This window comes from Flavobacterium sp. 9 (genome assembly GCF_002754195.1).
In the GTDB taxonomy this organism is placed as follows: Bacteria; Bacteroidota; Bacteroidia; order Flavobacteriales; family Flavobacteriaceae; genus Flavobacterium.
In genome coordinates this window covers 5,979,090-6,002,606 of the sequence record NZ_PEEU01000001.1, presented here as the reverse complement: position 1 = coordinate 6,002,606, position 23,517 = coordinate 5,979,090, and the positions used below count along the sequence as shown (strand labels likewise).

The 23,517-nt window shown below is 30.4% G+C and carries 19 protein-coding genes; 2 read left to right on the top strand and 17 right to left on the bottom strand.

Annotated features, from left to right (window positions below):
• Positions 1–20: 20 nt before the first annotated feature.
• From CLU81_RS25050 to CLU81_RS25030, 5 genes are all read right to left on the bottom strand, one after another.
• A complete protein-coding gene (locus CLU81_RS25050) occupies positions 21–335 on the bottom strand; it encodes a DUF4133 domain-containing protein (RefSeq protein WP_099712322.1) in 315 nt (104 codons plus the stop codon).
• A 117-nt stretch (positions 336–452) separates the two neighbouring features.
• A complete protein-coding gene (locus tag CLU81_RS25045; RefSeq protein WP_199174613.1) occupies positions 453–719 on the bottom strand; it encodes a DUF4134 domain-containing protein in 267 nt (88 codons plus the stop codon).
• Between the two features lie 202 nt (positions 720–921).
• Positions 922–1,350 carry a hypothetical protein gene (locus CLU81_RS25040; protein ID WP_099712320.1) on the bottom strand — a complete coding sequence of 143 codons (429 nt, stop codon included), beginning with the start codon at positions 1,348–1,350 and terminating at the stop codon, positions 922–924.
• A 172-nt stretch (positions 1,351–1,522) separates the two neighbouring features.
• The gene (locus tag CLU81_RS25035; protein WP_099712319.1) at positions 1,523–2,722 is read right to left on the bottom strand and encodes a hypothetical protein; all 1,200 of its coding nucleotides are present in this window, start codon (positions 2,720–2,722) and stop codon (positions 1,523–1,525) included.
• Positions 2,723–2,759: 37 nt separating this feature from the next.
• Entirely contained in the window at positions 2,760–3,644 is an 885-nt protein-coding gene (locus CLU81_RS25030; RefSeq protein WP_099712318.1) for an AraC family transcriptional regulator, read from the bottom strand.
• A gap of 408 nt (positions 3,645–4,052) precedes the next feature.
• On the opposite strand from CLU81_RS25030, the gene CLU81_RS25025 reads away from it, so the two are divergent.
• Positions 4,053–5,363 carry a lipopolysaccharide assembly protein LapB gene (locus CLU81_RS25025; protein WP_099712317.1) on the top strand — a complete coding sequence of 437 codons (1,311 nt, stop codon included), beginning with the start codon at positions 4,053–4,055 and terminating at the stop codon, positions 5,361–5,363.
• 103 nt (positions 5,364–5,466) lie between these two features.
• The gene (locus CLU81_RS25020) at positions 5,467–5,745 is read left to right on the top strand and encodes an AraC family transcriptional regulator (RefSeq protein ID WP_099712316.1); all 279 of its coding nucleotides are present in this window, start codon (positions 5,467–5,469) and stop codon (positions 5,743–5,745) included.
• 20 nt (positions 5,746–5,765) lie between these two features.
• Here CLU81_RS25020 and CLU81_RS25015 read toward each other — a convergent pair whose 3' ends face one another.
• The 12 genes from CLU81_RS25015 to CLU81_RS24960 form a co-directional block, all read right to left on the bottom strand.
• Positions 5,766–8,672: a hypothetical protein gene (locus CLU81_RS25015; RefSeq protein WP_099712315.1), complete on the bottom strand. Its 2,907-nt coding sequence runs from the start codon at positions 8,670–8,672 to the stop codon at positions 5,766–5,768.
• Between the two features lie 96 nt (positions 8,673–8,768).
• Complete coding sequence (locus tag CLU81_RS25010) at positions 8,769–11,792, bottom strand: type I restriction endonuclease subunit R (RefSeq protein ID WP_099712314.1); 3,024 nt, start codon at positions 11,790–11,792, stop codon at positions 8,769–8,771.
• 1 nt (position 11,793) lies between these two features.
• On the bottom strand, positions 11,794–12,519 hold the full coding sequence (locus CLU81_RS25005) for a retron system putative HNH endonuclease (protein WP_099712313.1): 726 nt from the start codon (positions 12,517–12,519) through the stop codon (positions 11,794–11,796).
• Positions 12,516–13,778, bottom strand: a complete 1,263-nt coding sequence (locus tag CLU81_RS25000) for an AAA family ATPase (RefSeq protein ID WP_099712312.1) — start codon at positions 13,776–13,778, stop codon at positions 12,516–12,518. Before CLU81_RS25000 ends, CLU81_RS25005 begins: the two co-directional genes overlap by 4 nt.
• Positions 13,768–15,006, bottom strand: coding sequence for a restriction endonuclease subunit S (locus tag CLU81_RS24995; RefSeq protein ID WP_099712311.1), 1,239 nt, complete (start codon positions 15,004–15,006; stop codon positions 13,768–13,770). The genes CLU81_RS25000 and CLU81_RS24995 overlap by 11 nt, the downstream gene beginning before the upstream one ends.
• Positions 14,999–16,984, bottom strand: a complete 1,986-nt coding sequence (locus CLU81_RS24990; RefSeq protein ID WP_099712310.1) for a class I SAM-dependent DNA methyltransferase — start codon at positions 16,982–16,984, stop codon at positions 14,999–15,001. The genes CLU81_RS24995 and CLU81_RS24990 overlap by 8 nt, the downstream gene beginning before the upstream one ends.
• Positions 16,985–17,217: 233 nt before the next feature.
• Positions 17,218–17,904, bottom strand: a complete 687-nt coding sequence (locus CLU81_RS24985; protein ID WP_099712309.1) for a hypothetical protein — start codon at positions 17,902–17,904, stop codon at positions 17,218–17,220.
• Positions 17,905–18,108: 204 nt separating this feature from the next.
• Complete coding sequence (locus tag CLU81_RS24980; RefSeq protein ID WP_099712308.1) at positions 18,109–18,927, bottom strand: serine protease; 819 nt, start codon at positions 18,925–18,927, stop codon at positions 18,109–18,111.
• 57 nt (positions 18,928–18,984) lie between these two features.
• Positions 18,985–19,617, bottom strand: coding sequence for a hypothetical protein (locus CLU81_RS24975; protein ID WP_199174595.1), 633 nt, complete (start codon positions 19,615–19,617; stop codon positions 18,985–18,987).
• Between the two features lie 226 nt (positions 19,618–19,843).
• Positions 19,844–21,853, bottom strand: a complete 2,010-nt coding sequence (locus CLU81_RS24970) for a hypothetical protein (protein ID WP_099712306.1) — start codon at positions 21,851–21,853, stop codon at positions 19,844–19,846.
• Complete coding sequence (locus CLU81_RS24965; RefSeq protein ID WP_099712305.1) at positions 21,831–22,436, bottom strand: hypothetical protein; 606 nt, start codon at positions 22,434–22,436, stop codon at positions 21,831–21,833. The genes CLU81_RS24970 and CLU81_RS24965 overlap by 23 nt, the downstream gene beginning before the upstream one ends.
• Positions 22,423–23,391, bottom strand: a complete 969-nt coding sequence (locus CLU81_RS24960; RefSeq protein WP_099712304.1) for a hypothetical protein — start codon at positions 23,389–23,391, stop codon at positions 22,423–22,425. The genes CLU81_RS24965 and CLU81_RS24960 overlap by 14 nt, the downstream gene beginning before the upstream one ends.
• Between the last annotated feature and the right edge of the window lie 126 nt (positions 23,392–23,517).

Genomic DNA, 23,517 nt, shown 5'->3' with positions numbered 1-23,517 from the left:
CTTAATCTAACGTTTTATAACTATCTTATAGTAAAAATTCTTCTGCTGTTGACTTTAATTTTTTTAGGAATCTGCTTTCTGGCTAAAGTTTTCATTAGTCCATACTCACCATATTTATTACTCATCTTATAAATTTTATAAATAAGTATTCCGCCTGTGGCGCCAATTAGCACAACACAAAAGATCGATGGCAATCCAATGATATAAAGTATTGCAAAAAGAATCATTAGCACAATTACACCTCCTCCCAGATACCATATGTACTGCGCTTTGAGGCCTTTGAATTCGATACTTTGATTGATACCTTTATTTATTTGATAAACGCTATTATTCATGGTATTTTGCTATTATAAAGAAAACCTATTATTAGTTTTTAAAATAATTAAAACAATGTTTATCAATGAGTTATAATCAAACAAATAAACATAAGCTTTACAATGATTTACAACAACCTATACTCCAAAGAATGATTTAATAACAGTTGCTACAACCACTAAAAAGACACAGCTTCCAAACCATGCTGCGGCAACTTTTCCAGTATCAGGATCCCCTGCATTCCATTTCTGATATACCTTAACTGCCCCGATCAAACCCAATAATGCTCCGACGGCATACATCAATTCCGTACCGGCATCGAAATAACTTCTCACCTTTTGATTCGCTTCATTAATTCCGGCGACTCCATCTTGTGCAAAAGCACTGCACTCGTAGAACAACATAACTGCAAGAATACCATAAGACAGTATTTTACTCCCGTCAATGTTCTTTAATTCCCAACCTCTCTTTCTCATCACATATCATTTTTAAGTTTAACATTACATTTCAAAAAGCAGAAGAAGATCACTGTTGCAAACTCTATTTCCTGTCACATTAAGCCATACCGCACCAGAGAGAACAGGGATTACTTCCTCCGCCTTATTTTTAAATATCTTGGTCCCAAAGACTATCCACATCTGTGTAAGTCAACTGTAGATGAGGATATTTTCCACTAAGTGTAACCACAAGTTGATTTATTTTTACCCTTTCAGATGAATCTTTTAATAGCGGATATTCATCAAACGTAAGCTTGATATAATTTTTGTACTCAATATGAGACGATTTTTTCTCTGCATATTCTTCGGTAGCTTTAATGAGAATATTAGATAATTCCTCAACTTCCCTTAAAGTTGTATGAGGTTCCGCATATGACCGTTTATTAACTTTTTTAAAGGGTATTTTAATTTTTTTATCTCCGCTGAGTATATCTTTAAAATCCCTGTAATAAAACTTTAATCCTATAAAAAAATACCAAGCCAGAATTAAGACAGTAACGGCAATAAAATAGTTGCCCCATGAAATATTTGATAACATAACTATTAATTAATTGTTCAACATTCTTTTTGAAACTCCAATAAAACACCAAAGCCTTGGTATGTTTTATTCTACGGATCAAAGGAACAATTACAAATACTGCCCTACAAGTACAACTTTAAGTTGTACCCACCTGTACCCCTGTAAACAAAAGTCTTAGCGTAGTATATTTTTAATAAGATTTAATTTTATTGATGATTTTCTCCAAAGTCTGAATGGCTACTTCCTTATCCCGATCCTCTGCCGTGTAAGATTTGCTCCTCACCGATTGATAGGATAAATCCTTTTTAAAGGGAGTAGACAAAAACGGAATTATGGTTTTAAAAACCTGGCTCATGGATTTGGCTTTTATAATTCTGGATTCATCAGTAGCCCTTAGTATCAAACCCATCTGGTCAGTAGACAATATGCATTCAATTTTATTATCCTGAACTTCCAAAAACGAATCCTTTTGCACTTCTGGATCGTTTGTGCTGGATGGTGATAATGTCATTTTTTTCTCCAGATAAGCGATCTCATCTCTGAACCAATTACCTAATACATGTTTTATATTATCATGAGTGGGGTCAAAAGATATTTTTTCATTGAAATGAAGGTGGCAGAACTCCTTATAAAACAATAAAAGCTCATTCATCGTTGCGTTAATAGTACTTTGAGAATGAAGCTTCTGAAGTATCTTTCCTGTGAAATAATTGATATAAACTGAACTATTGAAATTAGATTCTATTAAAATCTCATCTATAGTGGAATATAGTCCTGTTTTTTCAAGCGAAATTTCAGCCTTTTCTAAATGGGATAAGATTTCTTTATAATACATTATTTGTCTGTACGTTATTTTACCGGCAATGCTTGAAGCGAGCGAATTAATAAGGGTATCAGTAACTATTTTTATAATTCGAGTATCTATGTACTCCTCTTGCTTCTTTTTCTTTAATAGATCTAATTTTTGCAATATTTCATTTTGCGAAACAATCCAGTAAGTAACTGGAATACGTTCATCAAGGTTTAAATAACCTGAAAAGCGATTCTCTACAAATCCTAAGAGTTCATCTAGTGTTAAAACAATGGTATCGAGAATATCCGAAACTGTTTTGCTTTTTAAAGCTTCATTATTTTTGTTTTCAACTACACTGTTCAGGAGAAAAATAAGTGTTGAATGATATTTGCGGATCAGTAGACGAATCTGTCGCTTCTTTCGCATGGAAAATACTTGTTTCTTGAGTTGAAGCTGTATGCTTTGGGATTCCTTTGCAACATTCTCTGCAATATGCGCTAAATCCGTTTCTGTTAGGATATTTACATTAGTTTTCTTTGGATTAAAAGTCTGTAATATCAAAGAATCTAACCATTCTAATGGATATAATTTGATCATCGTACTGCTTTTAGGTTAACAATTAGTACGTCGAAAACTAGCGGCTTGTATTGTCGATAAATTTCGAACGATATTCCGAAGGTGACATTGAAGTATGTCTTTTAAAAAATGAAGTAAAACCCGATGTGGTAGTGAACTCAAAATCTTCAGCTATGCTGGCAATTGAATGAATATTATCATTCAATTGGTTTTTAGCTTCGTTAATAATCGCATCGGCAATCAGGCTTTTTACAGTCTTTCCTGTAACTTTTTTTACCATTTTATTCAAATAGTCCGCTGTCACAAAGAGAGAGCCGGCATAAAATTTTACACTATGCTGCTTTTTACAGTGTATGGTCAGTATCGTCAAAAACTGAATGGTGAGGCTCTCCATTCTATTGAAGTTCATTATGCTGCTGGAAGTATATTTAGCATAAATAACTTTTAGCTCGTATAAAAAGAGATTAAAACTTACACGCTGCAGTTCCTGTTCAACTCCATTTCGTTTTGCGTCTTTATTTATAAAATAGATTAATTTATAGATTAGCGATAGCAGCTGAAAATCTTTTCTATCAAGAGCAATTGAAAGAGAAGACTTTGAAATAAAAAAATAACAGGAATCCAAAAGCTCCTTTTTTAAACAGTTTTCAAATGCAAAATCAGAATTGAAAGAAATCAAAAATAACTTCAGTTTTCCATGAACTTCTAAAAGTGTGCAAAATGAATTCTTTGGAATTACCATTAGATCATGGGGAGCCAAATCGCTGATAATATCTTTTAGCTGAATTTTAAACCGTCCGGATTTAATTAGTAAAATAGAAAAATTATTAACGATAAAAGACTCGTCAGGTCTGGTCTTAACAACATACCTTTTAATCACATGAATATCCAGTCCCTTAATGGGAAGATCATTTAATTCAATATTTATTAAATCCTTGATCATGATTTAAACTCTTTCGAGAGACCAAATGAATACGAAATATGGTGATGGATTAAATCTATACTTCGCTTTTAAAAGAATTTGCCATCTATAAAAATTTTATAGTTTACACTTCAAAACCTGGGACAGTTTTACAATAAGCATAGGTTCGTTTTAATTCAGATGCCTGCAGTTGTAGGTTTTAAATACAGGGCTTTATTTAAAAGATGAGGCAAATCTATAGAGGCAAAAGTTTTCCCACAACACTACATCTGTCCTTTTTAATAAATTTAAGTATGGATTTTATTAAAATCCATACACGACCTGATCTAGAAATGGGGTGATTCAAATGGATTATCATATTTTTGGCATCGAATTATGCAAGAATAATATCGCCCCTTTTCAATCCTGAACTTTACTAAAAAATGGTATATGAGTGGAACTTTAACTATTACTTTTAAAAGGTTTTTATTACTTACAGCTTCTATATTTATTTGTCAGATAGTCGTGGCGCAAAGTAATCGCAGTCAAACTCTCGATCATTTGCAGTATGGGAAACAAACCGGCTTAAAGCCAAAAGAAACTGAGCTTAAAAAGGATACCTCCAAAAGTGATGGATATTTCTTAAAATGTGTCGAAAATGCCACTTTAAAGAATAATTCGAACAATTCTGCTACATCTAATGAAAAAGTAAAATATGCTACAGAGAAAAAAAAGCTGGCCTATGCAGACAGCTTAATTTTAGTCGCCAATAAATCAAATAACAATTCTTTGATAGGATCAGCGCATCTCTCCAAAGGTGTTATTTATTATGAGTTTCAAAACTACGGTAAAGCGTTCGATTGCTTTATAAAAGCGGATAACCACACATCCCGAACTGATAGCGAAGATTTAACCAATAAAGTAAAATACAATATAGCCCTTATAAAGTATCAGTTGGCGTATTACGACGAGTCGATTTCATTACTGCGAGAAACTATCGATTACTTTGAAAAAAGTGACGATGAATTTTATCTAAAATCTCTTTATTCGATAGGCCTTTGCTATATTAAAAATGGAAGTTATGAGAAATGTTCACAAATCAATCAAACAGGAATTAATGCCGCAAAGAAGCTGAATATTAGAAAAATGGAACCCTATTTTATTTTATCTGATGGTATCAATGAGTATTTCAAACACAATTATACTTCTGCTGTTTCAAAGCTTGAATCTTCGCTACATCACTTTAAAAATAGTGATTTTAAAAATGAATCATTGGCGAGCTTTTATATTGGAAAAAGTTACCTGGCTTTGAATCGTAAAGAGACAGCCCTTCCCTATTTTTTAAAAGTAGATAAAATATTTGACGATGAAAACTATATGACTTTGGAACTAAGGGAAGTCTATAAACTGCTCATTGAATATTACAGAGAAAAAGACGACCCTGTAAGCCAATTACATTATGTAGATCAATTCCTTAAAGCTGATAAACTTACTAACATAAACTACAATCATTTATCACGAAGAATTAGCAGACAATATGATGCTAAGCAATTAATCCTTGAGCAACAAAAATTAACAAAGCAGCTGTCCGGTAATGACAATCATGTGCCAATTATTATAGGACTAATTATTCTTGCAATAGCAATTGTCTGTTATTATGCTTTTAGGCACTATACAAATTGCCGGACTTATAAAAGTAATTTTGAGCAACTGATGTCAAATATAAACAAGGACAGAACCTTAGCAGACAACCAAGCCTAAAAAAGCAGATATTCTGGACATACACCCGGATGCCGTTGCAAGCGTTCTAAGACAGTTGGAAAAATTTGAAAAGGAACATAAATATATAGCCAAAGATCTGACCATGGGAAAACTCGCTGCATCTTTTGATGTAAATGTAACATATCTCTCAAAAATCATATCTCATTACAAGGAAAAAAAATTTGCTGATTACATCAACGATTTAAAAGTAGATTATATCATTACACTACTGAATACTGAAAAACGTACCCGAAACTATACCAATAAAGCACTTGCCGAGGAAGTTGGTTTTAGTAGTACTCAACGGTTTGCTACCGCTTTTTTAGCAAGGACTGGTATCAGCGTAACCTATTTTATTGAGCAACTAAAAAAAGGAGAATAGATAGAAGTCATCATCTACTATCAAACAATAGTAACGGGTTTAAAATATTTGTACAGAACTTCAGCAAGCTTTGAATCATAACTCTCGACAAGCTCTTGTTCAATTGCTTTCGTAATCTTCTGATTACCTTTTAATTTATCTAAAATAATTGGAAAATCAAGATCTATCAACCAAGTGGTTACAAATTTATTGTAATTAAATTGAACCGGATTTAAAATCCAAACCTCAAAATCATTTAGATCTGTCAGCAATTTAATTTCAGGTCTTGAGAGATCAATATTATAATTGTATAGTATTAGAATATAATTAATAAATAGAAAGTCAGTAAACTTATGCTTGCCATATTTTCCGGACTGTGCCTTGCCGCTATTTACTTTTTCCGAATAGGTTTTAAAATATTCTTTATTATTAATATCATAATCGGTAATTCGAATTAGTTCTTCATAAAAACTTATACTAAAAGAAGTATCTAAAAATGTTTCAAACTCTTTATGTAGAATGTCTTTACAACTTTCACTGCAAATTTTACTTAGCCAAATTAAATTGTGATAATCACTTATCGTTCCATCGTCAGCAGTATTGTTTAGAATAGCCAGACTGATTAATTTTCTATTTTCAAATCTGTAATCAGGGTAAAATTTATTTATACTTTCTGGAATAGTAATCAAAAGCTCACTATATTTATTATTCCCGTATTTATCAAACTCAATACATATTTTTAAAATTTCAATTAAATCTTTTGATTCGAATGCATTACCCCGAGTTTTTATAAATTGAGAAAGCTCTTTTAAATCAAACCAATATAAAACCTTTTCTGTTCTCAGAAATTTTAAAAGAGGCGCAACACAGTTTCTAAACTTATCCTTGGATATTTCCAATCTAGAGAGAACCGTGAAAATGTTGGCAAATATATTAGTGAATCGATCTTCAAAGGACCAAAATTGCAATTGTGATGCTAATAACTCATTTTCATATGACGAATCAGCAAATAACCCGTCATTATAAATACATGAAGTAAAATTATTTAATCTTTTCAAAAGTAGTTCAACACATCCTTTTTCCACAAGGATGTCGCTTTCATTTTTTAACAATTCCTGCAGAGATTGAGGATAAATATTTAAAATTGCTTCCATTATGATGAATTTGCTAAAGTAAGTAATTCCCCAATCTGGAGTATTATAGCTTAAAATCATTCCTTTGAAAACCTTTTCAGTTAAATTTTTATAACGCTTAAAACTGTCATAAATAATACAGTTTACATTAAAATGGTTATAAAGCAAAAGATAGTTTATCATTAACTGTCTTGCCAATGGCGGACCTGCTGTTTGTTTACCACCTCTTTTATATCTATTATATAAATTTTCAATTGCAAAAAGAGTTTCTTCAATTCGATCCTGAGTTCTATAAATTAAATTTTCTTCTTTAACCTCAATTAAGTACCTTTTTACTTCCTTATCTACATCGAATTCAATTTCATTATAAATTACTTTATCCAAATCAATAGATTTAATATCATCCATAATAATATTTCTATCATCATGAGAGTAATCCTCAATTAAATTATGCAGGAGTTTCAGATTTAGATTTGCCAGAAAATATTCAATAGCTTTATTCTGTTTACCTTTATTTTTGTTTGCAATATCTCTATAAATAGTATAAGCAGTTTTAAAATTATTCGAAGCGGTTAGATAATTGGCATAACCATATTCAAACGTATTAAAATCCTGGTCTCCCTCTGCAACTTTCATTTTACTTAAAATCTTAGTAAAGTCTAAATCTTTGTAGTTACAAGCAATGCAATCACAACTATCCGCATTATGTACTTTAATACTTTTTGTTATTCCTTCATCTTCACCAAAATGAAATATATGTCTCACCCCGGGGCCAATTACTTTATCATTATCTTTTTCTGATTCAACCTTTTTATAATCTTTTATTGCTGATATTTCATGAATTAAACAATGATTTAAAAATTTAAAAACCCAATTTACTTTGTACTTAGCTTCAACAATATTAAAATCTTTAATCTCGGTTACTAATTTATCAGAAAATGTAATCAAATAGTTTTCGATTTCCACTTCTAATAAAAAATCATAAATTTCATTGTTTAGCGTAAATAATGTTGGACATCTATAATGCCAAACATGATCATTTAATACGTTAAACGGATAAATGATAGCAATATAATTTGGATCAACAAATCCAAAACCTTCAAATCGTTTTAAACTGTTGTATAGCTTATCAATTACATGTATTGGTTTCTCATTTATAGATGATATTCTCCCTGCAAGTTCCTGCAATCTGTCAGTAGGTGATTTTTCTTTCTTGTTTTCAACTATCAATCGATCTTTATGAAATAGAAATAGAAACTCTTTTAATTTATTCTCGTTAACCAGATCTTTTATTAAGAAATACTGATATTTGGATCGGTCAAGAGAATCGTAAAACCTTATCTCAATCAAATTTGATGCAATAACCCATTTGCACTTCCCTCCTGCTTTTGGCACATAACTAAAAGCCTGGTCAATGGAGGATTGATTACCATCTCGTTTCTGTTTTTCATCTAGGTCCGTTTTTGCGTCTTTAATTTCTATAATTGCTCTTACATCATCATTATTACTTTCAACAAAAAAATAACCCAATGCTGCATCCGGTTTTGTTCCGTCAGTTGTAGATTTTTTCTCTTCTCGAAGCAACCACTTGCTTGAATTACCATAGTTAAAGCCTAAAACATCTCCAAAAAATATGCTAACAAATCTTGACTTAATTTCCTCTTCTTTTAATTTTTCGATTTTGCCTGACTCCAGCTCTTCGATGTAATCTTTAATTAAAATTGTTATATTTCTAATATTCGTTACACTTGATAATCTAAAATCATTCAAATATTGCGCTAAAAAAGTTTCTGAAAAGATTGATTTAAGATTCATGATTTAGAATTATATAATTAGTTAGTAAAGCTTGAAAATAGAGAAAGACAAAAAAAATGAAGAAAGAATCCAGAACCTTCTATTATATTATATTTGTTATATTTTTTCAATTTGCTTTATCTTATTGTAAGCTTGATTAGACAACCAATTAGTTACTACTTTTTGAAATCTAGAATCGTTCATGAATTTAGAGAAAATCACCTCATTTTGATCTATTCGTTCCATAAATAAATTTTGTAATAGATTTTTGAAAACTAATTCAAATTTATCTTCTGGATTTACTTCAGCTGCTTTTATAATCGTAGCATCTAAAATGGCAGACTCTATTAATTGATCAAAAAAGTATTGGTCAGCCTGATTAAAATCGGTTCCAAATCTTTCATTTACAACATCTATTAACTTAGAAAATGGGACTTCAAGTTCAATAACCTTTCCAGTTCCAATCTCCATCGGACCATTTAAAAAATGTTTTTCATTTGTCATAAGACTAATAGATCCCTCACTAATTTTTTGCAAGCGATAATACTCTAACCTTACAGAATCATCAAAATTATAATTTTCACCATTATCTCGTCTAGGTAATTTTGGAGCGAGATATCTTAAAAAAATAAATAGTTTTTCTAAGTCTGAATCTTGATATGGAATAATTTGACTTAAAAAAACATATAGTGTACGAAAAGAATTAAGTTTGTTTTTCCACAATTCAGCTTCAAATTCATTTTCTTGATGCATCTTAATAAATCTAGATACAGATGGATCCAAAGCTGCATTCATTAACTGATGATCCAATATACTCTGCTTCTGCTTTGGTTTAAAATAAATGTCACAAAAATTTGAAATATCTTCATCAAAATAAATTTGAGAGAGGTGTAACTCATTTTGCAATCTATATAGATTTGCAGGATCTACTTCCTCACCAATTTCAGCTCCTTCATAATAAGCTTTAAAAGCATTTTGTATATCCACAGGATCATTTACGAAATCTAATATAAATGTATCTTCTTTTAATGGATGAATTCTATTCAATCTTGACAATGTTTGGACTGCTTGTATTCCCGATAATCTTCTATCGATGTACATACTATGTAATAATGGTTGATCAAATCCTGTCTGGTATTTTTCTGCAACTAAAAGTACATGATAGCCAGAAGTCGCAAAAATTTCAGGCAATTCTTTTTCCCTTATGCCATTATTCATCTGCTCTTCACTATATTTAATTTCAAGATTTTTATTATCATTTACAATTCCTGAAAAAGCTACTAGAGATTTAATATCATAATTCTTATTTTTGATATATTTATCAAAACTTTGCTTATAGCGCACTGCTTCTAATCTCGAACCTGTTACTACCATAGCTTTTGCATGTCCGCCAATTTTATGATAAGTATTGGAATAGAAATGTTCTATCATTACTTCTGTTTTCTGGGAAATGTTATGAGGATGTAGCTTTAAAAAACGAGTTAATGCTTGTGCTGCCTTCTTTCTTTCTACATTCGGGTCATTTTGTCCTGCCTTAAGAAGTTTATAATATGTCTTATAGGTAGTGTAGTTCTTTAGTACATCCATAATAAATCCCTCTTCAATAGCTTGCCTCATTGTATACTTGTGAAAAGGTTTATTATTTGCTCCAAAAATTTTCAGAGTCTTATGTTTAGGAGTCCCTGTAAATGCAAAAAAACTAATATTACTTTGCTTTCCTCTTTTTGCCATACTCCTATAAAGCTCTTCCATACCAAAGATTTCTTCACTAAGCGCTTTTTCTTTGGCTAAATTAACTAAGTCCTCCCCTCCTAAAACTTCTTTTAAATCAGTAGCTGTCTCTCCAGTTTGCGAACTATGTGCTTCGTCAATAATTACTGCAAATTTTTTCGTTTTTAATAAGCCATTACTTTTTTCTCCTTTTTCCTCTGCCATTTTTAATAACTGCTGTGAAACAAAAGGAAATTTTTGCAAAGTAGTAATAATAATAGGTATACTATTTTCCAATGCTTCTGCTAATTGCCTAGAATTAACATCTATTTTTTCAACAACTCCGCGTTTATGTTCGAATTGATATATATTATCTTGTAACTGTTTGTCTAAAACTACTCGATCAGTAATAACAATTACTGAATCAAAAACCTTATTATTTTGTGCGTTATGCAATGACGCAAGACGATGTGATAACCATGCAATAGTATTACTTTTACCACTTCCAGCAGAATGCTCAATGAGGTAGTTATTTCCAACGCCGTTGTTAAAAGCAACATCTATAATTTTACGGACGGCATCTAACTGGTGATATCTAGGAAAGACTAAAGTTTCTTTTTTAATTTTTCTACCCTCATCCGTTAATTTTTCTTCCACTTGCATGTGAATAAAACGGGAGATCAATTCCAGTAAACTGTCTGCCTGCAAAATTTCTTCCCAGAGATATGCAGTCCTGTAATTATTTCCAAATTTATCATGAGGATTACCTGCTCCTCCTTCATTTCCTTTATTGAACGGTAAAAAATATGTTGCATCGCCGGCAAGTCGAGTAGTCATAAATACATTTTCGGTGTCGACCGCAAAATGTACTAGTGCACGCTTTTTAAATTCAAATAATAATTCACGAGGATCACGATCCATCTTATATTGCCTTTTGGCATGTTCGACAGTTTGAAGAGTTAAAGGATTTTTTAATTCAAGTGTTATAATAGGGATGCCATTAATACTTAGTACAGTATCAAGTGAATTTGAATTACGTTTAGAATACTGAAGTTGTCTGGTTATACCTAAAATATTTTTTTTATATTGACTATCTAACTCCACATTCATCGTATGTGAAGCTTTAAAATAAGCTACTTGCAGCAAACGTCCATAACACTTAAATCCGTGTCTCAAAGTTGAAAGTGAGCCATGTAATTCAATCCATCTACATAAATCACTTATAACCTGATCTTCAATTTGATTACCTAATAAATTCTCTAATTTACTCCATTCCTTTAATTGAGTTGTACGTATAAATTCAATAATTATCCGCGGATATAAAGCTTTTTCCGTATCGTAATCTATTCGTTCAAGACTAGTATATCCCCTTTGCAATAGACTAGATTCAATAATATTTTCAAAAGCTGCTTCCCTACTATTGATATTCATTTTATTTTTTATTTTTCGCAGACTTAATATGTTTCGCTTTCAAAGCTAATTTGTCAATTCTACTTATATGCTCTTGCAATGCCCACTTAATGGTTAAACAAAATTGAGGATACATACCACTTTGTAATTGCATTATTTCTATAAGTGCGCTTTGAGCTTTTGCTTTAGAAATTGGTTTCTGATTTTCCCCATATAAAAAAGTATCAATAGCTCTTTTTCGATCTTCTGTTAATGAGCCATGATCTAGTTTTAAAACATCTATCGTCGTTCTGGCTGACACTGTTGTTCCCGAGATATTTCCTTTTATATCAAAAGAAAATTGATCTTCGCAGTTTGATGCCAAAGGTGAAATAAAGTTTCTACCATCATCATCCCACCAATTATCTTTAAATTGCGCACCATAACGTATTTTACTCGACATACCTTCTTTAGGAAAACAAGCAACCATATTTAAATAATCAAGATCAGAAACAGTTTGTAATCCCCTATTTGCTTGTTCTCTGCAGAGGCCTTCTGGTTTAATATGTTCAATATGACAGGTATCCATTGAAATTCTCTTCATCGTATACGCGCACAAATAACCTTGTTCCATAATTAAGGTTTCTTTCAGCGGTCCTCTTTCTTTTGCGCCTAGATATCTGTAATCTAAATTTTTCTTTACATCCTTATTTGAAAGCTTATAGTCAATTAGTTCTTTTGGCTCTCCTTTTTTTACAATTCTCCTCATTCGCCTTCGCCAAGTATTTCTAAATTTGACATTCTTGCTTCAAATATTGTCCATTCTGATATGTCCAGACCTTCCTTTATATATTTCTGAATGCACTGACGAGCTGCATCAAAATCTAAATCTAAAATTAAATTCTCAACTTTATCTATAGCCTCCGAGGCCAATGGTAAGCGATCTTCCCCATCCATTATATACTTTAAAACCCAATTAGTGTCCATTCCTAAACTTTTATCTGGTTTAAATATATTACCTTCATCAATGATATATATATTATCAACATCAAGTGAGGAAATCATTTGAGGTGAATGAGTTGTAGCAATAAATTGACAACTTGGAAAGACTTTAATAAGATTTTCTATAATTGAATATTGCCATTTGGGATGTAAATGTAAGTCCAGTTCATCAATAAGCACAATAGCTTTTCCATCTTTTAAAGGGTTATTTAGCTTAGGATTAGCTTGTGATAATCTTCTAGAAATATCCAATACTAAAGATAGTACACCACGTTCACCATCAGATAACTGCTTAATGTTTAAAATTGTTTTATTTTTAACAATTGAAAATGTTTGTTCGCCAGCAATTTCCACAACCTTTAAGTCAGAAAAACCTGGTAAAAAACCGCAAACTGCATCTTTCAATACTTTGATATTCCTTAGAGAATTAGAATTTTCCTCCCCTAAAATTTCCTGTACTTTAAACCATTCTGCAAAAATCCGTAAATTGAACTCCCTATTAGCTGATAATGCATCACTAAAGGCAGTACCTTGACCTCCTATACTTGCTGATCTACCAGGCTCTCTATCAACCATTAGCGATCTTCGTGTAGAAAAGAAAATACCTAAACTTTGTGTATCAGATTTGCTGGCATTAGGAAAAACTCCTTTTATGGATGGAGTCATCACTTCCTTATCAGATAACTCTTCGATTTGTTCTCTAATGTTTTCTGTATCTTTAATTCTTATTAATTCACGTTGTTTATGAATTAACAAATTAAAAGATTGCTTCTCTATTTCAAAATCACATGAAACCTGTAAACTATCAGTCCCAATTCTAATATCCGATATTGCAAAATTCTCTTTACGGTTTTTTGATATGCTAATTTCCGGTTGAATCTGTGAAAGGCAAACTCGCAAGGCTTCTAGTAATGTTGTTTTTCCAACTCCATTGACTCCTACAAGTAAATTCATACCAGGCTGAAATTTAAACTCAGCTACTTTATAAGCTCTAAGATTCGCAATATTTAGTCCTTTAATAATCATTTTTTGATATTTTTATCCCACAAGTTACTGCGCCCGAAATTAATGACACTTTTCTCTCTTTTAGTAATTTAATACTTCTGGAGGTAGCACTCTTTAACTTATCTATTTTAGACAGATTTACACGAATATATTCACTTATCTGTTTCTGGTTGTCAAAAGATGGAAAAGGAATCGATAAATTTTTAATAACATCAACAGAGAGACCTGGTTGAGCGGCAGCCACAGAGTACTGATTTAAATTCATAATCCTTAATAGCTCTCCTAGCCAAAATAAATCATAGTTCACAATTGGGTGACAAACAATAGCATGCTCAGTTGCCCAAAATTCACCTTCAGCATAATTAATGTTTCCACAAAGAGCACCTTGTCTGCCAATTAATACGAATTCACCACCATGTGTATTTTTATTCGTATATCCTCTTAAGCCATTTCCTCCGTAAACTGGATAATTACCAGATTCTTTAATAGATTCAGCTGAAATAAACTCTCCGCTTTTTAAATTAGAGATATATTTTATTTTTTTTATTTCCCAGTCTTCAGGTATTTCCTTTAACCATTCGATGCCCGATGATTTAAATTTAATTTTTGAATTAACACCTTTAATTACAGCTTTCGTTATTAAAGCTTCACGTTTTTCTAACATTAACGAAATTAATTTTTCTTTAGCATTTATCAGATCATCTATTAATAAAATTTCTCTATCTAAATAATTTACTATGTGTTTTTGTTTCTCCAATGAAGGTAATGGTATTAACATATTTGCATACTTTTCACCATTAACATTACCAATCGTTGCTTCAATTAATGAACTACTTAACCAATTTTCAAAAAAAACTGTTTTGGTCAGATAAAATGCAAATTTCGGATTGACTTTCTTGTTTAAAATATACCTAACTAAATACCCCGCATATGCACAAGTACCATTCTTGTAACTATGAATATATGAACGCCCCAAAGTACCACTTCTTGATAAAAGTAAATCTCCTTCATTTAATTTGTAGTCACCAACAATCTTTTCATCAATGTATACTCCATTATTTGTTAATGTTCCGTCATCATTTATATCTGTTGTTCTCAAAAAACGTATACCATGCACTGAATAATTATCTGCGGATACATTTGCTCCATAAACAGAAAATTTATCGCAAACATATTTTAATGGTACAATATCCCAATCTGCTGGAATTTTACCAAAAAACCAATCTTTTCTATTAATTATCTTATTCATCTACGACGGAATTTAATAATTGGAAGATTTCATGTTCAACGTCTTTTAACTCTTTATCTATTTTATCAAGTTCTCTAACTTTAATTTTATTATAAAAATAATTATTAAAATTAATATCATAACCAATTTTATCCTTACTTCTATCCATCCACGCATCAGGAACATGTGGTAATACTTCAGTTTCAAAATATTTATTAATATCATATTGAAATGAAATGTTCTCGTAATCCCTTAATTCCGTATCAGCTTCAAATTCTTCTTTGTTTTTAAGTACTTTATAAGCATTGACATCCTTCTTGGTAAAAATATTCTTAAAAAGCTTAAGTTCTGTTATTTTCCATTTTGAGTTCTTATCTTTCAATAACTTACGTATCTTTTTTTCTACTTCATTCCAATTCATAAAAACTTCTCGTCCTAATGTTTTGTCTATGAGTTGTATATCATCTAACAAGGATGGATATACATCCAGAAAACGTGCTTTATTCTCTAAATTCATTTGATAACTAAGTCTCAAAGGGCGTTCTATGGTTACGCGTGTATATCCAAATTCTTTATTACTAAAAATCTTTGAATGTGGTTGTTCAACAAATTCCCCATACAATTTTACTATCTGCCCGATATGATCAGGTTCATCATCTTCCTTTTCTCCAAGTTTTCTTCTCTTGCTTCCCATACTTTTTCGCATCGAAACATAAAAATCACGAGCGTCAAATAATTGTATTTTTTCTTTTCTGTCTTCCCTCTTTCTATTAGTCAATATCCAAATGTAAGTACCTATACCAGTATTATAGTACATTTGTTCTGGAAGTGCAACTACTGCTTCTAGCCAATCATTTTCTATTATCCAACGACGAATATTACTTTCTCCAGATCCAGCACCACCAGAGAACAAAGGTGAACCACTAAAAATAACTGCCAACCTCGTTCCATATTTTTTATTTTTCTCATTGACTTTCTCAAATTTACTAATCATATGTTGCAGAAATAATAATGCCCCATCATTTACGCGAGGAAGTCCTGCTCCAAAACGTCCAGAAAAACCTAGTTTTTCATGCTCTCTTATAACCTCTTTTTGTTGCTTTTTCCAATCAACTCCGAATGGTGGATTTGCTATAAGGTAGTCGAAAGTTTCACCATAAAATTGATCTTCAATTAAACTATCTCCATAGCGAATGTTTTCACCTGTACCATTATGAGCAACTTCTTTAATAAGCATATCTGAGGCAGCAGTAGCAAATGCCCTTTTATTGTAATCTTGTCCATAAGCATATAATTGCGCATGAGAATGATGATCTTTTATATATGATTGTGCTTCTGCCAACATCCCTCCCGTGCCACAAGTTGGATCAAGCATCTTTCTGATAGTCCCAGGTGTTGAAAGAAATGCATCATCGTTGATAAATAGTAGGTTAACCATAAGTTTAATTACTTCTCGAGGAGTAAAGTGGTCACCAGCAGTTTCGTTTGCTAATTCATTAAATCTGCGGATAAGATTTTCAAAAATCATACCCATTTCAATATTAGTTACTTTTATAGGATGTAAATCAACCTTGCAAAATTGAGAAACAACAAGATATAAGATATTATCTTCATTCATTTTCTCAATTTCTTTTTCGAAATCAAAATATTCAAATATACGCCTTACGTTTGATGAAAATCCGTTAATGTAACTTGCTAAATCTTTTCCAATTGTATCAGGTGCTCCGCGAAGTTTTTCAAACGTAAATGGAGAATGATTATGAAATTTTTGACCTGATACTTTATTAAGCATTGCATCTAAAGCCTCTCCTTCCAATTTTCCTTTTAACTTTTCATGCTTTGCTATTACTTCATCTTTTGTATTGTATAAAACGCAATCGAATCGACGAAGAACAGTCATTGGGAGCATTACTCTTTCATATTGTGGAGGTCTGTATGGTCCTCGTAGTAAATCGGCAATATGCCAAATAAAATTTATATGTTCTTGATGATTTGACATTAAAGGTAAATTAGATCAGAAATTATTTATTATCGTTATTATTACAAAGATAATATTATCCATATACTATTCATTTTAAATATTGACATTAAATATTTAAATTAAAGTGTAAGTAAATAATTTTAAAAAAAGATGCTCTATGGCATCTTTGTAATTTAGGATTCTATTTTTAACTCATTCTTTTTGAGAGTAAAATTTGATTTGTTTTCAAATTTAACAAATTCATAATTAGATTAAATTTTTTCTATAAAATTTAATAATTTTTTAAATAGTGGAGTTATATCATATAAACCTCCTGCATAACCAAAATAATTTCCTACCATTTCTTTGATCAGACCAGTTCTCTCCAGTCTAACAAATACTGAGATTAGATCGTCTTCATCAAACTCTGGGTACAAGTTTGACAACAATGCGGCGTCGTTATTTAAATTTTCACCATTTCTTTTAGATACTTCCTCAAGCTCAGTGCTATTTAATGTCTTTATTTCATACAAAAATTTTGCAACTCTGAGCTCTTTAACCGAAAGCTCTTCAATAATTTTTAAATAAAGTTCAGGGTCATCTTCTTCATATTCTGCACCTTCAATTAAAGCACCTTTAACAATTTTAGCATATAATTGCAACTTCTCTGATTGTCTAGTTCTTGATGCGGAATTAAAAGCTTTTATAATTAAGTCATAGAACTCTTCTTTTTCAAAAAAATCGTAATTAATTTTCGATGTGTCTAGCTGTTCAATCTGATGACTAAGTTCCGAAACAAATTCTTCAATTCGCTTAATAACAAAATTTTGTCCTGATGAAGATAAAAGTATATCTAAAGAACCTCCAATTTGTGGGATTGCATTTATTGCTGCACGAAGTACTATTTGATCGGAGTAAGCCTTACTTGCTTGTACTAATTTTTCTTTAATATCTTTCATTTCTAGATTTTTAAACTTTGTATATAATTTAAAATAGTACTTAATTGAGAAAAATATCAAATTGATATTTATCCCTCGTTTGAAGCAATTTTATAATTTAATCTGATTTATAACCTCAATTCCTAAAACATTATTCATTTCTAAAAATTTTGGAAAAAATTACCCCGCAATGCTAAATTACAATCAAAGATGCAGGTTCTTTTTTTATTTAATTCCATCAATCATTTTTAGTACAATGTCAATTTTTGTTGCAAGTACAGCTTTATGTCCAGTTTCCTTTATTTGTTCAATGATAATTCCTATTAATGCTTTTTTTCCTTTATCGTAAAAATGCCAAAGCCCACTTCCACTCATTCCTGCCAGATTTGGGGAAAAATGTGGATGTGGATTTGTTGCATTTATCACTTGTCCATCAAATTTTATTGCAATTGTAGATAAAGAATCAAAACCGAATTTTTTAAATTCATAGTTTAAAATTGGTTCTGTTTGATATGTAAAACCAATCGATTTAATTTCATCTTTACCCCATACTTTTTTTGTTTTTGTCAATGGAAATCCTACGGAAAAGTAACTAGCAGCGTTTGACAAGTTGTGATTAGTCGCAATTTCAGAGCAGCTTTCAAGAGCTTTGAATCTTGTCAAAAGTTTTGTAGCACTATTGTTGTCAACTTTAAGAATTGAAATGTCAATTTTATCATCAGCTCTCATGCCACTTTTAGGCATTTCTGTATTATACAGTTGTCCGCCAATAGTTAGCTCTGTATCATGAAGTATAACGAAAGTTTCATTATAATATTCAGCTAAAACGTGAGCAGCTGTTACGACATAATAGTTTTCTTTGTATTTAATAAAAACACCACTACCTGCCGGAGCAACTACATTTTGATCGTCATTACGGAAAAAGCAAATTGTAGATTCAAATGCAGATTTAAGACGGGCGTAGAAAATTTTATTTTTCAATGCTTTTACTCGTTTAACAATGCTAATGTTCTTTACTTTTCTATTATTTTTTTTCTTTCTCATATTGTCTCGCGTTAAGCAATTTACTCAAATCTCATTAGGTAAACCTTATGCACAATTTTATTCAGCTAGTAAATGTTGTTCAAATATAACGCAAAGTCTTTCTTGCCAGCAAAATCCTGTTGATGATGCATTAAGTACAAACCAACCGAGCCCAACAGATAGATATAGATGTCTTCTGATTTCAAAAACCTGATTTAAATCAGTACCTCGCCAATTCTTTATGGCAATAATGTCTGTCATTGGTAATCTCTCAATTACAAAAGATATTCTCCAAAATTCATCATTAGAGATAAGACCATTGCCAAAAAGCGCTAGAGCTTTTCCTAGGAGTTTGGCCTTAGAACCTGTTTCTAATTTATCTATTACAGCTATAAGTTTTTCGCCAGCTTCTAATTGATATTTATCATCTTCTAGTTTATTAATGAGGTTTTCCCTCTTTGCACTTGAGATCACTGATGATTCCTGTAGAAATAGAAGTAATTTATTTAAAAATCTGTAGTCATTAACAGCAACACCTGTTTTCCAAATTCCAACTAAAGAACCGATAATTGGAAAATCTTTCAAAACACCTTCTTTTAAAACAGAATCTAAAGTTATTTCAGCAATATCATTTCCTATCTTGGGTAAATTTGAACTTGTCAAAGTTTCTGTAAGAGATTTTGAAAGCTGCTTATTTCTATCTTCCATCATTTGTGTCTTTTTTATAAAAAATTGTTCTAACTAATTTATTCCTGCCATACAATGATTGGTATTTTTAAAGAGCTATGTCATCATCAAACATACAAAACCACTTTTAATTTATTTTATGGTTTTTCATAATAGCATTATTTAAAAAACAAATTAGTTTAATACTAAAACGATAGAATTAATTAGACTACTTAAAGTGACAAACATTTTTTAAATTAAATAAAAGGCTTTATTGTTTTTTTATTTTTTTGAGTAGATAATCTTTTTTATTTTTCATTTCGAAAATAATATGTTCTTTAAATTTTTCTTTATCTTCTGGCAGCTCGCTATATGTTGTTAGAATTATTTGACCATCTGAGGGGGAGATTTTCGAAATTGTGTTTATACAATTAATAAGAGAGTCATTATCTAAATTTTGTTGCTTAGGCTCATCCAGAATTAAAATATTAGGGTATTTAATCTTATTATCAGCTTTTAATTTTATTGATGTTTGTAAAAGAGCCAAATAATAGCTCAAAATGATACGTATATTATCACTTGAACTTGAAATGTTATAAATATCAAAATTATCTAAATAAGGAGAATAATTATCATTTGAATCCAATCTAATATCGCTAATCATTTTTTGATTGCCTTTAAATAATCCCAAATCTTTGACATTTAAATGTATGAAAGATTTAATAGTATTTAAAATTTTTATATCTCTTTCCGTTTGATTATGCGCGTCAATTTCCAGCTTTAAAGTATCATACTTAGATTGAAGCTTTTTTATTAATAATCGCAAGGGATCAAGATCTCTCCAACGAATTTCAATTCTAGAATACTTTTCCAGTTCTTTATATGTTGCATCTGCATCTAGAATCTTTTGTCTCAATATAGCAAACTCTTTTCCAGCATATGTATTCGTTTGATGGTCTAATTGTGTTTCATATGATGATATTTTATCCTTAATATTGTTTCTATCTTCAATTACTTTCTTTCTATCTAAATTACGTTGCGAAATAACTTTTTTAAAAGTACTTTCCTCATCTTCTAAAAACACAAGGTTTTGCTCTGGTGATGAAATTTTCTTATTTAAATCTGAATGGCATAGAAAACATTCTTCCAAATTTGAATGACTTAAATTTGCTTCACATACAGGACAAGTTTTTATATTTAATTCAATTGCAAATTCTTGTATTTTTTTAAGTTGTTTATTTTTATACTTATTTGATTGTATTCTGTCAAGATAATTCTTATACCCCTCAATTTCTAAAGTTATTTTTTCAATTTGATTTGTTCTAAATCTAAATTCATAATCTAGACGTTTTAGGCTGTCTCTTAGTTTTAAATTAGAATCTTCATATTCTTTATTTTGACTAGATACATTATTAATCAAATCACTTTCAATTTTATACTTTTCCTTTAAGTACTTGATATAATCGTAAATACTAGATTTACCAATCACCTTTGTTTCAATAAGTAAAATTTCATCTATCTTTTCTGCATTAGCAATTATAAATAAATTTTCTTCCTTACCGCTCAACTCACTGATATTTTTTTTCAATTGAACATCTATTTCTTTAAGTTTAAGTTCTGATAAATGAAGATTAAATCTATCTAAACCAAAAAGATATTCGAAAGCTACTTTTTTTACATCTTTTATATTATATCTAACAACTTGCCTTGCTTGAATTTGTGACCAACCGGCACGTTGTTCTACAAAAAATAAAGGAAGAATATTTTCGAAGTATAACTTAGAATATTTTTGATCATAAGTTGGAACTTCAACTGTTTTAAGGTTCAAAAAATCGAATAAAAAATTCTGAAATCCATTTTCTGAAAAAACCCCTTCACCTACTACAATATATTTTTCTACCTCCTCAGTTTTAAAAAAATTGTCTGCAATACAATTCTTAACAGCAACAATATTTATATCTCCACCAGTAATATATCTAAATATAGTAACTGTTTTACTACCGTTAAAGATTTCAAGAAGTAAAAAAGATTTTTTTATTTGTTCCCCATCAATAGATTGATAAAACTCTGGTTTGAATGGATTTTGAATAGACTTAAATATGCCTAATCCCTTTTCTGAACCTAGTCCATATATTATCCCGGTAACAATACTTGTTTTCCCAACAGAATTAGGGCCATAAACAATATTTAAACCATCCTTGAAAGGAATTGTGGCCCCATAAATATTATCATTAACTGTTGTTACTTTATAAATAAGCTTATTTATTTTTAGTTTCCGCATTTTGTTTCCAGTATGAATTAGGAATAACGTCAGTAATTATTTTAAGTGTTTTTTCTTCAATCATTCGACTGCCAAATAGTTCCAAAAAATTAACTTCGCTAGGAAAAATTTCTTTTAGTTTTCCAAAGACTTCTATCCCCTTATCAGAAAGAAGAATTCTTATATTATTATTATCTTTATCGGATTTGTATAAAATTAAGTCTCTTACATACAAAAATAAAAGCATATCATTAAATCTTAAATCCCATGGTACGCTTTTGTATTGAACAACGTTAAAGTCTATTTCAGTTTGTGATGATAACTCAAGTTTCATTAATTTACTAATCACATTTTTTTGACCAGAGAAATATTCAGAGATAAATTTTAACTGAAAAGAATCATTTCTTAATAGAAAATCAACACAAGCTATGACATTTTTACTTAAGCCAAATTTAGTATTTAACATGCCTAAAATTATAATTAATCGAATTGATCTATATTGAATTCTATCTTCAGGCTGAATATAAGTTGGCCTATCCAAATTAATAGTTGGTCTTAGTTCTTTAGAAGATATCGAGGTAATTAAATAATTAAGCTTTTCCATTTTTTCGCCAATCTAAGGGACATTGAGCCGCTAACTCAAATACAACTCCATTTAATAATTTTTCTCTATCTCCCTTTAAATTGAAATCTGAGTAAAAAGTTAGCATGTCTTTTTCCGCTTCTTCAAAGAAATCATGAAAAAATAATTCTGTTGAATATGAACTATCAATATTGAATTTATCAGTTAATCTGCTTGCTTTTAATCTTAAATTACTTTCCCATCTTAAAATATTATCTCTCAATTCTGGATTAAGATCAACTAACGATTCAAGAAATACTTTATAATTTGCTCTTAGTCGATGAAATTCTATACGTTTAGGGTCTTCAACAGACAATATGGCGTTTAACTTTTCGTCCATAGCCGTTTTTAAATTAATATCTTCAATTGGATCAATTGCAACATCTTCAATTTTAATTAGATCTGAATATTGAAGTAAATCTTTTTGTTGAATCATTAGATCAATTTTGGCCCTATATTTTCTAAGCTCCTTATCTCTATCGAATGAAATATTACATTTTGCAACATCGTATACTTTTTTATAGACCTCAATATTAAGAGCAAAAAGAGTTTCAATTTTTTTATCAGGAGTCCAAAAATCAACCGGATATTTAAAATTCTTTACAATATTCGCTTGCAGATTATGATCAATATTGCTTAAATCCTTTAAAGGAGATAAACATATGAAAGCACAAGGTTTATGGCTAGATGCTTTCAGTTGCAATTGCTTGTTAAAAATATCGGACCATTGCAAAGCTGATGATGTATAATACTTACATTCGAAAAACATTTCTCTTTCTAAACCACAAAAATCCAAAAATAAAACACTGATATCAAAGCCATCCTGTGTTCCGGCTGTTTGTTGTCTAACTTGAAAAACAATATACCCCATTTCTTCAAATATTTCTTGAAAGAATGGTTTAATTATTTTCTCAAAATCACTTCCACTGATTGGCATATTTTTAAATGTTTATTCATAGATTTCAGAAAATTAATAATTTCATTATAAATATACTCTGTACTAATATCTATTATATTTACAAAAATTTCGTTTCAAATTATTGCACTCTGAGTTCCTTATAAC

Coding starts and splice junctions, on each gene's coding strand:
- CLU81_RS24980 (WP_099712308.1), bottom strand. CDS start 18,927: ATGAGAAAGAAAAAAAATAATAGAAAAGTAAAGAACATTAGCATTGTT.
- CLU81_RS25045 (WP_199174613.1), bottom strand. CDS start 719: ATGTTGTTCTACGAGTGCAGTGCTTTTGCACAAGATGGAGTCGCCGGA.
- CLU81_RS24995 (WP_099712311.1), bottom strand. CDS start 15,006: ATGAATAAGATAATTAATAGAAAAGATTGGTTTTTTGGTAAAATTCCA.
- CLU81_RS25025 (WP_099712317.1), top strand. CDS start 4,053: ATGAGTGGAACTTTAACTATTACTTTTAAAAGGTTTTTATTACTTACA.
- CLU81_RS24965 (WP_099712305.1), bottom strand. CDS start 22,436: ATGGAAAAGCTTAATTATTTAATTACCTCGATATCTTCTAAAGAACTA.
- CLU81_RS24970 (WP_099712306.1), bottom strand. CDS start 21,853: ATGCGGAAACTAAAAATAAATAAGCTTATTTATAAAGTAACAACAGTT.
- CLU81_RS25040 (WP_099712320.1), bottom strand. CDS start 1,350: ATGTTATCAAATATTTCATGGGGCAACTATTTTATTGCCGTTACTGTC.
- CLU81_RS25030 (WP_099712318.1), bottom strand. CDS start 3,644: ATGATCAAGGATTTAATAAATATTGAATTAAATGATCTTCCCATTAAG.
- CLU81_RS24990 (WP_099712310.1), bottom strand. CDS start 16,984: ATGTCAAATCATCAAGAACATATAAATTTTATTTGGCATATTGCCGAT.
- CLU81_RS24960 (WP_099712304.1), bottom strand. CDS start 23,391: ATGCCAATCAGTGGAAGTGATTTTGAGAAAATAATTAAACCATTCTTT.
- CLU81_RS25020 (WP_099712316.1), top strand. CDS start 5,467: ATGGGAAAACTCGCTGCATCTTTTGATGTAAATGTAACATATCTCTCA.
- CLU81_RS25005 (WP_099712313.1), bottom strand. CDS start 12,519: ATGAGGAGAATTGTAAAAAAAGGAGAGCCAAAAGAACTAATTGACTAT.
- CLU81_RS24975 (WP_199174595.1), bottom strand. CDS start 19,617: ATGATGGAAGATAGAAATAAGCAGCTTTCAAAATCTCTTACAGAAACT.
- CLU81_RS25015 (WP_099712315.1), bottom strand. CDS start 8,672: ATGAATCTTAAATCAATCTTTTCAGAAACTTTTTTAGCGCAATATTTG.
- CLU81_RS25050 (WP_099712322.1), bottom strand. CDS start 335: ATGAATAATAGCGTTTATCAAATAAATAAAGGTATCAATCAAAGTATC.
- CLU81_RS25000 (WP_099712312.1), bottom strand. CDS start 13,778: ATGATTATTAAAGGACTAAATATTGCGAATCTTAGAGCTTATAAAGTA.
- CLU81_RS25035 (WP_099712319.1), bottom strand. CDS start 2,722: ATGATCAAATTATATCCATTAGAATGGTTAGATTCTTTGATATTACAG.
- CLU81_RS25010 (WP_099712314.1), bottom strand. CDS start 11,792: ATGAATATCAATAGTAGGGAAGCAGCTTTTGAAAATATTATTGAATCT.
- CLU81_RS24985 (WP_099712309.1), bottom strand. CDS start 17,904: ATGAAAGATATTAAAGAAAAATTAGTACAAGCAAGTAAGGCTTACTCC.